14 protein-coding genes, 1 tRNA gene and 1 pseudogene are annotated in these 14391 nt (G+C 71.4%); 5 read left to right on the forward strand and 11 right to left on the reverse strand.

What is annotated here, in order from left to right; translation table 11 throughout:
- Positions 1-114: 114 nt before the first annotated feature.
- The 3 genes from JQX11_RS11985 to JQX11_RS11995 form a co-directional block, all read right to left on the reverse strand.
- Entirely contained in the window at positions 115-2274 is a 2160-nt protein-coding gene (locus JQX11_RS11985) for a TerD family protein (RefSeq protein WP_204925053.1), read from the reverse strand.
- A 52-nt stretch (positions 2275-2326) separates the two neighbouring features.
- A tRNA-OTHER gene (locus tag JQX11_RS11990) sits at positions 2327-2455 on the reverse strand.
- Positions 2456-2547: 92 nt separating this feature from the next.
- Entirely contained in the window at positions 2548-2865 is a 318-nt protein-coding gene (locus JQX11_RS11995; RefSeq protein WP_204925054.1) for a hypothetical protein, read from the reverse strand.
- A gap of 314 nt (positions 2866-3179) precedes the next feature.
- Here JQX11_RS11995 and JQX11_RS12000 point away from each other — a divergent pair, with 314 nt between their 5' ends.
- From JQX11_RS12000 to JQX11_RS12010, 3 genes are read left to right on the forward strand one after another with little or no spacing between them, the layout of a single operon-like run.
- Positions 3180-4403 (forward strand): extracellular solute-binding protein, encoded by a 1224-nt coding sequence (locus JQX11_RS12000; protein ID WP_204925055.1) that lies wholly within the window; start codon positions 3180-3182, stop codon positions 4401-4403.
- A 19-nt stretch (positions 4404-4422) separates the two neighbouring features.
- Positions 4423-4791 (forward strand): hypothetical protein, encoded by a 369-nt coding sequence (locus JQX11_RS12005; RefSeq protein WP_204925056.1) that lies wholly within the window; start codon positions 4423-4425, stop codon positions 4789-4791.
- 22 nt (positions 4792-4813) lie between these two features.
- On the forward strand, positions 4814-5473 hold the full coding sequence (locus JQX11_RS12010) for a Type 1 glutamine amidotransferase-like domain-containing protein (RefSeq protein WP_204925057.1): 660 nt from the start codon (positions 4814-4816) through the stop codon (positions 5471-5473).
- A 24-nt stretch (positions 5474-5497) separates the two neighbouring features.
- Here the strand turns inward: JQX11_RS12010 and JQX11_RS12015 are convergent, their stop codons facing one another.
- Both JQX11_RS12015 and JQX11_RS12020 read right to left on the reverse strand, forming a co-directional pair.
- Positions 5498-6937, reverse strand: coding sequence for an alpha/beta fold hydrolase (locus JQX11_RS12015; RefSeq protein ID WP_204925058.1), 1440 nt, complete (start codon positions 6935-6937; stop codon positions 5498-5500).
- Between the two features lie 185 nt (positions 6938-7122).
- On the reverse strand, positions 7123-7800 hold the full coding sequence (locus tag JQX11_RS12020; RefSeq protein WP_204925059.1) for an HNH endonuclease family protein: 678 nt from the start codon (positions 7798-7800) through the stop codon (positions 7123-7125).
- Between the two features lie 273 nt (positions 7801-8073).
- Between JQX11_RS12020 and JQX11_RS12025 the strand changes: the two genes are divergently transcribed.
- Both JQX11_RS12025 and JQX11_RS12030 read left to right on the forward strand, forming a co-directional pair.
- Positions 8074-8574, forward strand: coding sequence for an RNA polymerase sigma factor (locus tag JQX11_RS12025; RefSeq protein WP_307826153.1), 501 nt, complete (start codon positions 8074-8076; stop codon positions 8572-8574).
- A complete protein-coding gene (locus tag JQX11_RS12030) occupies positions 8571-9041 on the forward strand; it encodes a hypothetical protein (RefSeq protein WP_204925060.1) in 471 nt (156 codons plus the stop codon). Before JQX11_RS12025 ends, JQX11_RS12030 begins: the two co-directional genes overlap by 4 nt.
- Positions 9042-9105: 64 nt before the next feature.
- Here JQX11_RS12030 and JQX11_RS12035 read toward each other — a convergent pair whose 3' ends face one another.
- The 6 genes and pseudogenes from JQX11_RS12035 to JQX11_RS12060 all read right to left on the reverse strand — a co-directional run bounded on the left by JQX11_RS12035 (position 9106) and on the right by JQX11_RS12060 (position 14380).
- On the reverse strand, positions 9106-10215 hold the full coding sequence (locus JQX11_RS12035; RefSeq protein ID WP_204925061.1) for an HAD-IIIC family phosphatase: 1110 nt from the start codon (positions 10213-10215) through the stop codon (positions 9106-9108).
- Positions 10216-10300: 85 nt separating this feature from the next.
- A complete protein-coding gene (locus tag JQX11_RS12040; protein WP_204925062.1) occupies positions 10301-10603 on the reverse strand; it encodes an acyl carrier protein in 303 nt (100 codons plus the stop codon).
- Positions 10603-10695: pseudogene (locus tag JQX11_RS12045) on the reverse strand (3-hydroxyacyl-CoA dehydrogenase family protein); the annotation flags it as partial. The gene JQX11_RS12040 and the pseudogene JQX11_RS12045, both read right to left, overlap by 1 nt.
- Before the next feature lie 39 nt (positions 10696-10734).
- Positions 10735-11898, reverse strand: a complete 1164-nt coding sequence (locus tag JQX11_RS12050) for a Rieske 2Fe-2S domain-containing protein (RefSeq protein WP_204925063.1) — start codon at positions 11896-11898, stop codon at positions 10735-10737.
- Between the two features lie 10 nt (positions 11899-11908).
- On the reverse strand, positions 11909-13357 hold the full coding sequence (locus JQX11_RS12055; protein WP_204925064.1) for a cytochrome P450: 1449 nt from the start codon (positions 13355-13357) through the stop codon (positions 11909-11911).
- A gap of 3 nt (positions 13358-13360) precedes the next feature.
- Positions 13361-14380: a 3-oxoacyl-[acyl-carrier-protein] synthase III C-terminal domain-containing protein gene (locus JQX11_RS12060; RefSeq protein ID WP_204925065.1), complete on the reverse strand. Its 1020-nt coding sequence runs from the start codon at positions 14378-14380 to the stop codon at positions 13361-13363.
- Between the last annotated feature and the right edge of the window lie 11 nt (positions 14381-14391).

The raw sequence follows: 14391 nt of genomic DNA on the forward strand, positions 1-14391 counted from the left end.
GGGACCGGACATCGAGGAGAGCGCGGGGGCTGAATACCAGATCCTCCGCTTGCGCGGAGGTCCCGAATCGAACGGAACAGCAGGAAGCACCCGCATGGCCTCGACTGTCACAGCTTACCCGGGGATCAACTCGTTGAGTCGGCCCAGGGTGAACGCCTCCGATCCGTCCGGCAGGTTCTCCGGCGCCTCGATGCCGACGAAGGTGACCGGCTCGTCCGGCAGCCGGCCGTCCCACGTCGTCACCTCGGCCCGCGTGCGCCACCGGTCGACGAGGTAGGACACGGTGAGGTACCGCCGCTCCATCAGTGCCCGTACCCGGTCGGCCGTGGTGAAGGTGTTCTCCTCCACCCGGTTGAACGACGGCCGTCCCGGCAGGTACAGGTGCAGCCACACCGCCTGCCAGCCGCCCTCGTTCCTGGCGAACACCATCGGCAGCGCCACCCGACCCTGGCCGCGTAGCTGCGACCGCGCCCGCACCGTCCGGGCGTCGAACGGCGCACCGCGCTGGTCCCGCGCCCGGGTCTGGTACCCGAACATCGACTCGGCGACCTCGTCGAACGACTCGCCCGCATAGATGTTGACCTGCGGAACGACGTACCGTCCGCCGACGGTCAGCGGGACGTCGATGAACTCGGTCGCGCCGTCGCGCGCGTCGGTGACGTCGCCGGAGTGCACCACGCCGTCGTGCCGGTAGTTCGTCCAGGACACCTGACCGGCACCGTGGAAGTCGTCGTCGAGCAGCAGCAGCGACAGGTCGTAGTCGGTGCGGCGGCTGGTCTGCCGCCAGTAGGTGAAGAAGCGCAGCAGCTCACCGGAGACCGACGCCCGCGAGCCCCTGGGCATGACGGCGAAGCCCCCCTCGGCGGCCTTGCCGGACAGCGGCAGGGCGACGTCGAGCACCTGCGGATCCACCAGCAGCGGTCGGTGCCACTGCGGCAGTCGGGCGGTGATCTCGGCGTCGAGCAGCGACGACAGCTCGGCCACCAGCCCGGCCGGCAGCGGCGGCCGCTCGTCGGGGCCGACCCACGCGGTGCGGGAGCGGCTCGCATACATCCGGGCCGAGGCGGGGGTCAGTCGGTTGTCGACGTGCTCCCGCAGCGAGAGCAGCACCCGGCCCGATGCCGAGCCGAGCGCGCCGGTGACCGCGTCGACGACCGTGGTCCGCTCCGACGCCGACGCCAACCGCAGCAGCCGGTCGGCGGAGCGCAGGAGCAGGCCCGGCGCAGCCGACAGCACCGATGCGGCCGGACCGATGGCACCGGCGCGGATCGCCGTCTCGGCCCGGCCGGCGAGGTTGTGCACCCTCCGCTCGCCACGCGCGACCGTGAACACCGCCTGCGCGTGCGGCCACTGGTCGTACTCGTGCGGGTGCAGCCGCTCCCCGAGCCGCTTCCAGCGCTCCGCGTAGCGCGCGACGTCACCGAGCTTGTCCGGGTGCGCGGCGACGACCTCGTTCAGCGCGGCCAGCAGCATCCGCCGCTCCGGGCGGCGGAAGGCACGAAACCGGGTGGGTGCCGCCAGCGAGACGTCCCCGCCGGAGACCTGGCAGGCGAGGCGCAGCACGTCGGTCGTGGTGTCCACGCCGACCAGCGGCCGGCCGAGGACGAGGCGGATCCCGTTGAGGACGGCCCGGTTCTCCCGTACCGGGATCTCGGCGGGCTGCGCGCCGTCCGCGCAGGCCACCGCCAGCTCGCCGAGGATCGCGAGGTCGGCCTCGCCGTGCGGCGTCGGGCTGCCGGCCATGGCCAGGTAGAGCCGTTCCGCCTCCACCTCGACGGTGTCACCGAGATGCAGCAGGGTCACCCGGTCACCGGCCGCGGTGACCAGCGTGTCGTGTGCGGCCAGCAGCTCCGCGTAGGTGTGCTGGTAGGTGCCGTAGGCCGGCAGGTCGAGCAGGTTCACCCCGCCCGCGAGGGCGGCGTCGCGCAGCTGCGCGTCGGTCGCCGTGCCCCCACCGGCGAGCACGGCCGCCCGCAGCCGGTCGACCCAGAACTCGACGGTGTCCGGCACGTCGTGCGGGAAACCGATGAAGTATGCGTTGTGCTGGACGTGGTCGCCGACCAGCTCGCGTACCGCCGAGACGACCGTGGCGGCGAGATCCAGCGCCGGCCCGGGGGCCAGGCCGCCGACGTGCTCCAGCAGGGCCCGCGAGGCCGAGAACCCGACGCCGAGCAGCGCCGCGTCCAGCTGTCGGGCCACCGGCGTGCCGTCACCGGGCCCGGCCGTGCTCGCCGGCACGCGCAGGGTCTTCTGGATGATCAGCTTCTCGATCACGTGCTCCTCCGTTCCGGTCGGCTCTGGCGGGTGGTGGCGCCCGGTGGCGCAGTGGGTCGCCGGGGACTCGAACCCCGAACCTTCCGATCCAACAGGGAGAAGGAAGCGCACCCATCGCCGCACGAGCGGAGGGCGGACGCGCTACTCAGTCGGATGCTCTAGCCAGTTGAGCTAACGACCCAGATGTCGATCATCCATCAGCCGGGTCGACATGGCCACCGGGATTCGCGGTCGCCGCCCGGGGCCGGCCGGGGCGCGCCGCGTCCACCCCGGCTACAGACCGGCGCGACGCAGGGTGGGGCGGGACAGGAACGCGGCGGTGGCGGTGGTCGCGACCGCCGCGTGCACCAGCAGGGCCGTGGCGAGGCCGAGATGCGCGAACAGGACACCGATCAGCAGATTGCCCAGCGGAATCGCGGCGAACGCCACCAGTGCCAGCACCGCCAGCACCCTGCCCCGGTACTCCGGTTCACACCAGGTCTGCAGCAGCGACGTCCCCAGGCTCGCGGTCACGCCGAGCAGGGTGCCGAGCGCGACGAAGATGGTCACCACCAGGCCGAGGGAGGCCGCCGTCGCCAGTGCCGCGAGCACCAACTCCCCGTCGCCGTGCTGTGCGAGCCACCTCCGTGTGTCGTCCTCATCCCCTGGTTCCGGGACACCGAACCATGTTCTCGCCCGGCTTTGTCGGGTCCCCATGCGACAGCACCCGCCCAAGATTGCATATCCCACAGGAGACAATTGCGTCGGCGTAATGGCTTCCCGACAGGGCTGATGGAATCCGGTTTCCGACAGCACGGCCTCCACCGGGTGGACCGGCCAGGCTCGTCATTCATCAACGCCAAAGCGTAATGTGATGAATGACTCGTTGCGCGCATGTGACCGTCCTGGATCGAAGGAGTCCGCACATGTCCGAGCAGTACTCGCGGCGCTCCTTCCTCAGCGGGGTGCTGACCTGCGGTGCGCTGAGCGCCTCGGCGGTCTACCTGCTGCCCGGCGGGCACCGCCCGCCGCCGGTCGAGCTTCGGCTCGCCACCGGCGCCGACCCCACCGGTGCCCGCAAGCTCCTGCTGGCCATGTGGAACCAGGCCAACCCCGACACTCCGGCCCGGCTGACCGACGAGATCGAGGGCGGATCCGGTGACGAACGCACGAGGCTGTTGACCGCAGCCCGCAATGGCAGTGCCGACATCCTCAACCTGGACGTCGTCGACATTCCCGAGTTCGCCGCACAGAAGCTGATCACCCCGATCCGGCTGGCCGACCGGAACTTCCTGACCTCGGTGAAGGACCTGCACCAGGTCGCGGACGCCCCGGACAGCTACTGGGCCGCACCGCTGAACACCGACGTCGGCATGCTGTTCTGGCGCAACCCCGGGACCGCCCAGCCCGGCCCGGTGACGTTGTCGAGCGTGCTCGACAACGCCGACACAGCCTCGTTCGTCGGCCAACTGAGCCCCAACTCATCGAACTACAACGAGGGTTTCCTGGTCAACATCCTGGAACACGCCCTGTCCGTGGACCCTGACCTGCTCAGCCCGACCGGTGAGATCCTGTTCGAGCTGAAACCCTGGCAGAAAGCGCTGCAACCATTACAGGAGGCTATTGAGGCCGGAAAGATCACCCGCTCCAGCGACGAGAACGCCAGCCTGGACACGTTCGTGGAGAAGAAGCCGACGTTCATGCGCAACTGGCCGGTGAAGTACCGCGAACTCCAGCAGCGCAAGGACGCTGACCTGCTGGCCGGGAAGATCCAGGTGCGCCCGCTGGCCTACGGGGTGCTCGGCGGCCAGAGCCTCGCGCTGGTGCGCACCTGTCCCCACCCCGAGCAGGCCATCCGGTTCATCAACTTCATGACCGGCACGGCAGCCCAGAAGGTCCTCGCCGGGCACGGCTTCGCCCCGACCCTCGCCGAGGCGTACAACGACCCGAACCTCCGGGCGGTCATCCCGCATCTGGAAGCAGTACGGGGTGCGGTGGAGAATGCCCGACCCCGACCGATGCACCCGGGGTACCGCACGTTCGCCGAGGTTTTCGTCGACCACACCGCCCGCCTGGTGCGCAGTGATCCCGTATCCACCTCGGAACTGACCTCGGAGTTCATCGCCGCCATGAAGGCGGCGCTCGCATGACCGAAGTGGAGGAGGTTCCGTGAAGGTCGAGCCGTGGCAGGTGCCGATCCTGGTAATGGCCGGCATCATCCTGGCGGAGCTGGCGACCAGGGTGATCCCGCGCCGCTGGACGGCGCACCTGGCCCGACAACAGGTCCGTACCGTCGCGCTCGGCGGGCTGGCGGTCCTGGTCATCGTCGTCGGGGTGTTGGCGCTCGGACCGGACCTCGCCGACCAGATCGCCAGCGTGGCGGCGTCCATCGCCGGGCTGGTCGCACTCTGGCTTACCTACCGGTCGTACCAGTTGCAGACCACCGCGACCCCGGACGCCGCGACCCCGGTCGGGGCGGCGCGGGACGCCACCGAGCCGGAGGCCGCGGACAGCACCGGTCAGCCGCCCGGTCGCTGAGCGCCACGTACGGGAGGCAGGCGTGCGGCTTCTTCTCACCTCCGCGGGTGTCACGAACCCGAGCATCCACGGTGCGCTGGTCGACCTGCTGGGCAAGCCGGTCGCCGATTCCAACGCTCTGTGCGTCCCCACGGCGCTGTACGGCAATCCCATGTCCGGGCCCGCCTCGGCCTGGCGGTTCGTAACCGGTCAGACGCCACTGCCCATGTGCGGCCTGGGTTGGAAGTCGCTGGGTGTGCTCGAGCTGACGGCGCTGCCCAGCATCGGCGAGCAGCGTTGGATCCCCTGGGTCCGGGAGACCGACGTCATCCTCGTGGCCGGCGGCGATGCGGCGTACCTGTGCCACTGGATGCGGCAGTCCGGGCTGGCGGATCTCCTGCCGTCGCTGCGGGACACCGTGTGGGTGGGGCTGAGCGCGGGGAGTATGGTGCTGGCCCCCCGGATCGGTGCCACCTTCGTCGAGTGGCAGTCCGCACCCGACGATCACACGCTGGGGGTCGTCGACTTCTCGATCTTCCCGCACCTGGGTCTCGAACCGGACAACACCATGGCGGATGCCGAGAGTTGGGCGGCCGAGATCGCGGGTCCCGCGTACGCGATCGACGACCAGACGGCCATCACGGTGACCGACGGCACCGTCGAGGTCATCTCCGAAGGGCGGTGGAGGCACTTCCCCGCGTAGCCGCGGCCAGCGTGACGGGCACGTTCAGCAGGCCGTGTCGTGCTCCGGCAGGTGCCCGTGCACCAGGTACGCGGTGACCGCGCCCGTCAGGCAGGTGTCGGCCGGGCCGTTGAGGACCGGCGCATGGGTCCGCCTGTCCACGGTGACCAGCCGGGATCCGGTGATGGCCCGGGCGGTTGCGATCGAGTTGGCCGGTGGCACCGAGGCGTCGCGGAGTGCGGCGACGACGAGCGCCGCCGGTGCCCGGTTGCCGGCGAGCGGCGGCGTGTTGTCTCGGCTGACCGGCCAGAAGGCGCAGGGGTTGAGGTTGGCGATCGACGGGCCGAAGACGGGATAGCGGGTGCCGAGTCGGGCCAGGTCGCGGCGGTAGGTCGCCGGGTCGCGCGGCCACGCGTCGTCGCCGCAGCGGAATGCCGTGTTGACCGCGGTGTGGTTGTCCGCCGGCACACCCGGGGTGCCGGGCAGCGGGGCCGGTCGCGGGTCGAGCGGGATCGGTGGCGGGCGGTGGGCGAGGATGGCGGCGAGGTCGGTCGCGACCACCGGCCACAGATGCTCGAAGTACGTCGCGATGACCGTCAGGGAGCCCAGTTCGCCGGCGGTCCAGGCGTGGTCTCCGGCCACGATCGGCTCGGTCGCCGCCCCGGCGAAGGCCCGGCTGAGGGTTGCCGCGACCTCGGTCGGCGTCGCGCCGAGTCCGAACGTTGCGCTGTTGTCGGCGAGGTATCCGGTGAAGGCGGCGTAGTTCTCCTCGAAGGCCGGGATCCGGGCCAGCTCGTAGGGACGCCAGGCGAGGTCGTAGTTGACCGGGCTGTCCAGCACGAACCGGTCCGCCCGGTGCGGGAACAGGGTGCCGTACGCGACGCCGAGCATCGCCGCGTACGAACCTCCGAGGAAGGACAGTTTCCGCTCGCCGAGCGCTGTCCGGATGGTGTCCATGTCGCGGGCGGCCTGTGCGGTCGTGGCGAACGGCAGCGCCCAACCGGCGTGCCGGGCGCAGGCGCGGGCGTACGCGCGGGCCTGCGCGGCGGTGTCCGCCAGGGACTGGTACGTCGCGGTGCGGACCCAGTAGCCGCCCGGTTCCTCCTCCGGCTGGCCGCAGGTGATCGGGGTGCTGCGCTCGACGAAGCGCATGTCGAACCCGACGATGTCGTAGCGGGCGAGCACTGCGGGGTCGACGACGGCGGCGAGGTTCAGCGGCTCGGGGACGCCGGCGCCGCCCGGCCCGCCACCGGTGGTGACCAGTACGCCGCGGCGCAGCGCCGGGTCGGTCGCGGGGAGCCGGGAGATCGTGATGTCGATCGTCGGGCCGGCCGGCCGCGCGTGGTCGAGCGGCACCTGGACGGTGGCGCAGCGCAGGCGTCTGTCGTCGACACCGGGGCAGGAACGCCAGGCGAGGGTCGCCCCGCTGGCCGGCGCGGCCGGGGCGACGGCCACGGTGAGGCAGGCGACCACGACAGCGGCCATCGCACGCATACACGTCCCCCGACAGTCGATCCGCACAGGTCTATGTCGGACACGGTAGGGCGGATGGTCCCCGCGTCGCAACGTGGCTTTTCGGCACCGCTGCCTGTCCTGCGCCTTCACCGGAGTCCTCGGCGCGGCCGCCGCCCTCCCCCGCACCGTGTCGACCGGCCCTGCGGGAGCGGCGGTCAGGAGGAGCAGGTGTTGAGCATGCTCTGCAGGGCGGACTTCTCCGACGATTGCAGCCGTAGGCCCCAGGTGTACTTCACGGTGATCCACATCTTGCTGTAGGTGCACCGGTACGACGACAGCGGTGGCTGCCACGTCGACGGGTCCTGGTCGCTCTTGGCCTGGTTGACGTTGTCGGTCACCGCGATCAGTTGAGGGCCGGACAGGTCGTTGGCGAAGCTCTGCCGGCGGCTGGTCGTCCATGAACTCGCGCCCGAGCGCCATGCCTCGGCGAGGGGGACCATGTGGTCGATGTCGACGTCGGATGCGGCGGTCCAGGTGGCTCCGTCGTAGGGGCTGTACCAGCGCCCCGACGTGGCCTGGCAGGAGGAGTTCACCACCACCGAGGTGCCGTCACGCTTGAGGACCTGCTCACGGGTGTCGCAGCTGCCGCTGACGGTGATCCAGTGCGGGAACAGGTCCCGGGAGTAGCCGCTGGTGGAACCCTCGGCGGCGACGGTGAGGGCGTTGAGCTGCGACTGCGCGGTCGCCTTCGACGGGATCCCCGGCGGCGTCGCCGCCGCCGTCCCCGCGATGCCGGCCGAGAGGGCCGCGCCGACGAACGTGGCGAGCGCCAGCGTCACGGCGCGCACCCGGGGCCGCGCGAGTCCGGGCGTCTTCGTGGTCGGTCGTGCCATGCCGTGCCTCCTGGTCGCCATCGAGAGCAGATGCAGTCACCATCTTCGATGAAAGTGACGGCTGGATGGCATCATCGTGAAGAGCCGCAGAGATCGGGAGCAACGCCTACTCACCGCTGGGCCGATCCGACCACGGGGCCGGCCGCCCCAAGACCGGTACCGCCGACGGCGGACGCCGTGAACCTCGGCGGCCTGCCGGGCGACTGTAGGGGTGTGGCAGGCGATACGGGCGGAGACGATGTGGATCGGGTCAGACGCGACGCACTACTCGTCGTGCGGGCGCAGCTGGGAGACCGACGGTCGCTGGCCGAGCTGGTCGGGTACTGGCACGAGCCGGTGTGGCGCTATGTGCGGCGCATGCTCGACCGGGCCGGCCTGGCCGACGATGTGAGCCAGGAGGTGTGGGCTGGCGTGCTGAAGGCGCTGCCGGCGCTCAAGGAGCCGGACCGGTTCGCGCCCTGGCTTTTCACGATCGCCCGGCGTTCGGTGATGGATCACCTGCGGGACACGTACCGCCGGGCCGATCCGCCCGACAGTGAGCAGGCGGGGGACGACGACGTCGCCGCGGTGTTGGACCAGGCGCAGGTCATCGAAGGCCTGGCGGGGTTGCCCGTCTGCGAGCGCGAGGTGCTGATCTTGTTCTATCTGTACGACCTGGCACTGGAGGAGTGTGCGCAGGTGCTGGCAGTCCCGGTGGGGACGGTGAAGTCCCGGTTGTTCCGCGCGCGCCGGATGCTGCGTGACCACATGCTTGAGAAGGGGTATTCAGGATGACCGAGCGTCCCTCGTACGGCCCTGACGACGTCATGCGGGGGCTGTCGCTGCCGCGACGGGTCGGCCTCCTCGTGGTGGGGCTCGGCGGCCTGACGGCAGCCGTGACCATCGGCCTGCTGCTGGCCACCGAACCCGGCGCGCTGCCGCTACGAACCAGGATCGCGTTCGTCGCGATGATCGGTGTCGGGATGGCATGGGCCGGGTTCGCGGGCTGGGCGTTGGCCCGTCGCCCGCTGTTCGCTGTCGACCGGGTGATCGCCGCCCGGCTCGCGGTCACCTTCAGCGTCCTGATGACGGTCGGCATGGTGACGGTCGCCGTCATGCGTGCCGGGCCCGTGGGCGTCCTCACTGTCGGCGGTCTCGGCGTGGCCCTGACCGTCGTGGCGGGCGTACTGCTCGCCCGGGCCCGGGCCTACCGCAGGACACTGCTCGCCCGCTGGCACGAGCTCGAACGCCAGAACGGTTGAGCGGTCCGCCCGATCCATCGGCCGTGACGGCGCGTACGGGCCGGTGGAGGACGGGTCCGGGCGGTCAGCCCGCGCCGACGGACGCCGGGCCGGCCAGGTCGGGGGCGGTCAGGTGGAACGTCGAGGGAGCGGGTTGCCGGCGGGCCATCAGGTGTAGTCGCTGGACGGCGCGGTCGGCGTCGACGGCGATGCGGTCCCGGCAGGCGCAGCGCTCCTCGTCGAAGCCGGCGAACCGGTAGGCGACCTCCATCATCCGGTTGCGGTCGTTGGGCCGGAAGTCGGCGATCAGGTGTACCCCGGCGCGGGCGGCCTGGTCCACCAGCCAGGTCAGCAGGACCGTGCCGGTGCCGAAGGACACCACCCGGCATGAGGTGGCGAGCAGCCGCAGATGCCACACCTCGGGGTGCTTCTCCAGGACCAGCACGCCGACCGCGCCATGCGGCCCGAAGCGGTCGGTCAGCGTCGTGACCAGGACCTCGTAGCGGGGGTCGGCCATCAGGGTCCGCAGCGTCCGGTCCGGGTAGTGCACGCCTGTCGCGTTCATCTGGCTGGTTCGCAGGGTCAGCTCCTCGACCCGGGACAGGGTCGCGGCGTCGGCCCGCCGGATGTGCATCGCCAGGTCCAGTGAGCGGAGGAAGTCCTCTGCGGGGCCGGTGAACCGGGCCTGCTCGTCCGCCCGCCGCTGACCGGCCTGGTACATCTGCCGGCGACGGCGGGCGTCCACGGTCACCGACGTCGGGGTGAACTCGGGGCGGTCGAGCAGGGTGGTGGCCAGGCCGGCGTCGTAGCAGCGCACCTGCGGAAGGTGGTAGGCGACCTCGGCCCGTTCGGCGGGCTGGTCGTCGATGAAGGCGATGGTGCCGAGCGCGAAGCCGAGCTGGTCGGCGATGCGTCGGACGGCGTCGGACTTGCGCCCCCAGCCGATCTGCGGTGCCACGAAGTACTCGGCGACGCCCAGCGCGCGCAGCCGGTCCCAGGCCGGCTCGTGGTCGTTGCGGCTGCACACCGACTGGAGGATGCCCCGGGCGTCGAGGCCGGTGATCACCGCCCGGATCGGGTCGGGGAGCACGACCTGCTCGTCTTCGAGCAGGACGCCCTGCCAGAGGGTGTCGTCGAGGTCCCAGACCAGGCACTTCACGGTCACGGGTGGCGCGAGCCGGGCCTCACCGGTCACGGCGGCTCCTTCGCGGGTTGTCGCTCGCGGGCCGTCCGGGCGGGTGACGGGCGTGGCGGCCCGGGCGGGCGCGTCGGTGGTGGGGTCAGGCACCGTGGTCTCCGGATTCGCCGGTGCGGAGCCGGTCGACCAGGGCGACCATTCGGCGTACGGTCCGGAAGTTGTCCAGCCGCAGGTCGGTGCCGCGCACGGTGACCCCGTACGTCTGCTCCAGGTGCACCACCAGTTCCATCGCGAACAGGGACGACAGCCCGCCGGCGGCGAACAGGTCCGTGTCCGGTGGCCAGGACCGCCCGGTACGCGCCGTCAGGAAGCGCGCCAGCTCCGGTGCGAGGGTGTCGGCACGGTTGCCGGTGTGCGACACGTCCTGGTCGGATGGCACAGTCATCACAGGTCTCCCTCGTAGTGGTAGAACCCCTGCCCGCTCTTACGGCCGAGGTGTCCGGCCCGGACCTTGGTCAGCAACAGCTCGCAGGGGCGGCACTCCTCGTGTTGATCAGCGGGCCACGCCGGGCACGGTCACACCTCGGAGTGGTCCGCCTTCCGCCCCTCGACGGACGATCCGTTGACGGACCGGGATCCGTTGACGGCCGGTGAGCCGTTGGCGGTGGACGCGTCGGTGGCGGTGCCGTCGGTGGGGACGCCGGGGTCGGTGTAGAACTGCCGTGCCCACTGCCGGTACCGACCGATGGGGCCGTCTCCCCGGGCGAGCTTCGGCTGTTCGACGTGCTCCTGGTGGTGCCACATCAGCAGGTCCGCGCCGGTGTCGACCGAGGCCACCCGTTGGGCGATGACGCTGAGCAGCCGGGCGACGGGCATCGCCGTGGCCCGGGCGGCCCGCTCGGGCAGGAACGGCAGGCCGGCCAGTTCCAGTTTGGTGCCCATCCGCAGGTGGATCCGACCCGGGGTGGTGGGGGTGGCGTGCAGCATGACGTGCAGGTCGCCCGCGCCGTTGGGCAGCCGGGTGCGGGCCGCGATGGTGGCCAGTCCGATCACAGTGAGGGTGTAGGACTGGCGGATCCGGCGCATGACGGTGCCCCGGGCGGTCGCGGTGACGGTGCTGACCGGCTCCCCCATCACCGGTGTCCCCTCGATGACCAGGTCCCGCAGTCCGTGCAGCGCCGGGAGGTGACCCCAGTCGAAGGCGTTCTCGATGACGTCCTGCGGGTGCCCGGCGATGTCGAAGGTGTTGTGGCTGAACGGTTGCCGATCGTCCATGCCGAAGGTCGGCACCTGCCACTGCGGTGCGAGGCCGAGGGCGTGCCACCACACGTAGACCGATCCGTTGGCCTCGCAGACCGGGAACTGGCTCAGGGTCGCCTTGGGTGGCGGCAGGTCGTAGCCGGTGCGGACGCAGGCCCCGGCGGGGTCGAAGGCGAACCGGTGGAACGGGCAGACGATCTCCTCTCCGTCGAGGGTGCTGCCGACGCCCAGGTGTGCCCCGAGGTGGGGGCAGCGGGGGCGGACCGCACGCAGCAGTCCGCGGGGGGTCCGGTAGAGGACCACCTCGCCGCCCATGATCGGGCGGGTGGTGATGGTTCCGGGGCGGACCTCGTCGGAGAAGGCCACGCAGAACCACCCGTTCGGGTCGGGGCGGGTGGGCCGGTGGAGCCGGTCGGCTGGCGCGGCGGTGTGCCGGCGGATCTCGTGGTCGCGGAGCAGTTGTTTGACCAGTGGTTTCATGGTTGTTCTCCTAGTGGGCGACCGGGCAGGTGCCGGGGCCCGATCCGACGGTCGGCGGCACGGGCTGCGACGTGGTGACCGGTGGCGCGTGGGTTGCGGTGGTCTCCGTCCGGCGCTGCCGCAGCCGCAGGCGCAGCCCGCGCGAGCTGAGGCTGGTTTCCACCTTGGGCCGGAAGGGTTCGTCGCTGACCGGGGTCAGTTCCCAGCGGGCCGTCACGGCGGTGAGGGCGAGGATCGCCTCGGTGAGGGCGAACTGGTCTCCGATGCACTTGCGTGCGCCGGCGCCGAACGGGACGTAGCCGGCCCGGTCGGGTGAGGTGTCGAGCCAGCGGTCCGGGTCGAAGCGGGTCGGTTCGGCGTACAGGTCGGGTCGGCGGTGGATCAGGTAGGGGCTGAGCACGAGGGTGTCGCCGCGGCGTAGCCGTACCCCGTCGAGTTCGGCTTCACCGGTGACGGTCCGGGTCATCATCCAGGCGGGCGGGTAGAGCCGGAGGGTTTCGGTGACCACCCGGGCCGCCAGGTCGAGTCGGGGCAGATGCTCGGGGCCGGGGAGCGCGCCGTCCAGGACGGTGTCGGTCTCGGCGTGGAGTCGGCGTTGGATGTCCGGGTGGGTGGCTATCAGATACAGGGCCCAGGCCAGGGTGATGGCGGTGGTTTCCATGCCGCCGAGGAAGAAGGTGAGGGCCTGGTCGGCCAGTTCGGAGTCGCTGAGTTGCCGCTCGTGGTCGCGGCTTTCCACGTCGACCGCGGCGACGAGTGCGGAGAGCAGGTCGGCGTGGTCGGTGGGGTCGGCGCGGCGGGCGGCGACGATGTCGGTGATGGTGGCGAACAGCCGGGCGCGGGCCTGGTCGTAGCGTCGTTTGGCGGGGGTCGGTATCCGGCGGAGCAGGGCCGGGGTCATCATGCGGCGGAAGAACGCGCTCACCACGGTGTTGGTGTCGGCCAGGGCCCGGCGGAGGGTTTCTGCGGGGAGGGACCCGCTGAACATCGTCTCCATGGTGGCCTGGGTGGTGAGGGTCATCATTTCCCGGGTGACGTCGAGTACCTGGCCGTCGTGCCAGGAACCGGCGGTGGCGTCGGAGGCCCGGCCGAACACTGCCGCGTAGCCGTGCAGGCGTCGGGGGTGGAACGACGGTTGGCACAGCCGCCGTTGTCGCCGGTGCAGCGGGTACGGGCAGGTGGACAAGCCGTCGCCGATGACCTCCCGGATCCGGTCGTAGATCGGGCCGCCCTTGTCGAAGGTGCGGTCGTTGACGAAGACGTGCCGGGTCAGGGTCGGGTCGCAGATGAGCAGTGCGGTGGTCGGGCCCAACCGGACCCGCACCATCGTCGGATATCCGGCCAGGGAACGGATGAAGGCCAGCGGGTCCCGCAGCAGGGGCAACGCGTGCCCGAGCAGGGGTAGTGCGCCGGGTGCCAGGGGTACCGACACGGTGGTCGTCGTGTGCGTCGCGGTCATGGGTCACCTCGTTTTCCGATCCGCCGTCGTCGCGCCGGGCGGCGGGCGGGTGATCTCGAGCAGGGCGGTGGTCCAGCGGAAGCCGAGGCCGAAGCTGACGACGAGGATGCGTTCGCCGACCCGTAGTGCGCCGGTGCGGAACATCCGGTCGAGGGCGAGCAGGACGTCGCACGGGCCGGCGTGGCCCAGGTGGCGGCCGAAGGTCCAGTTGGTGTCGGTGGCGCGGCGGTGCAGCGGGGGGCCGGAGAGCACCAGGTCGAGCACGGCCGAGCCGATGGCGATGGCCACCACGTGGGAGATGTCGGCGGCGGTCAGGCCGGTCTCGTCGAGGACGGTGTCGACGCAGTGGCGGGTGCGGCGTTGCAGGGTGTCGATGTGGGGTAGGAGCCCGGTCTGTTCGGCGAGGAAGCGTCGTCCGGGGCCGGCGGCGTCGTCGGGTGCACCGGCGCGGGTCAGCACCTCCAGTTGCGGTTCGGTGGCCTGGGCGGTGGCCAGTAGTCGGGCGAAGCCGGTGCCGCGGGTGAGCACGGCGGCTGCTCCGGCGTCGCCGGCGACGTAGCCGATGTCGCGGACGTGGGCCCACCGCTGGTGGGGGAAGCGGGCGGCGGCGGTGACCAGGGCCGCCGGGGCGGTGGGTTGGGCGGTCAGGTGTTCGGCGGCGGTCACCAGGGCGGCCGCGCCGCCGTCGCTGGCCGCGCCGACCTCGATGCCGGTGCTGCAGGTGGCTCCGAGGACCCGCAGCAGGTAGGGCGCGGGTGTGTAGTGGTCCTCGTCCTGGAAGGTGGCGTGGGCCAGCAGGCTCACGTCGGTGCTGGGGACGTTCGCGTGGCGTAGCGCCAGCAGGGCGGCCCGGGCGGCCATCTGGGTCGCGGTCTGCGCGGTCGAGACCGCTGCGGAGGTGAATCCGTTGGCGGCGGCCATGGACGGCCGACCGGGCGGGGTGCCGTCCCACGGGTCGTGTTCGGGTCGGATCGGGGGTATCCAGGAGCCGGTTCCGGCGATCGTGATGTCGTGCCACAGCACCGTTGTCTCCT

The sequence above is a fragment of the Micromonospora humida genome, from assembly GCF_016901255.1.
Taxonomy (GTDB): domain Bacteria; phylum Actinomycetota; class Actinomycetes; order Mycobacteriales; family Micromonosporaceae; genus Micromonospora; species Micromonospora wenchangensis.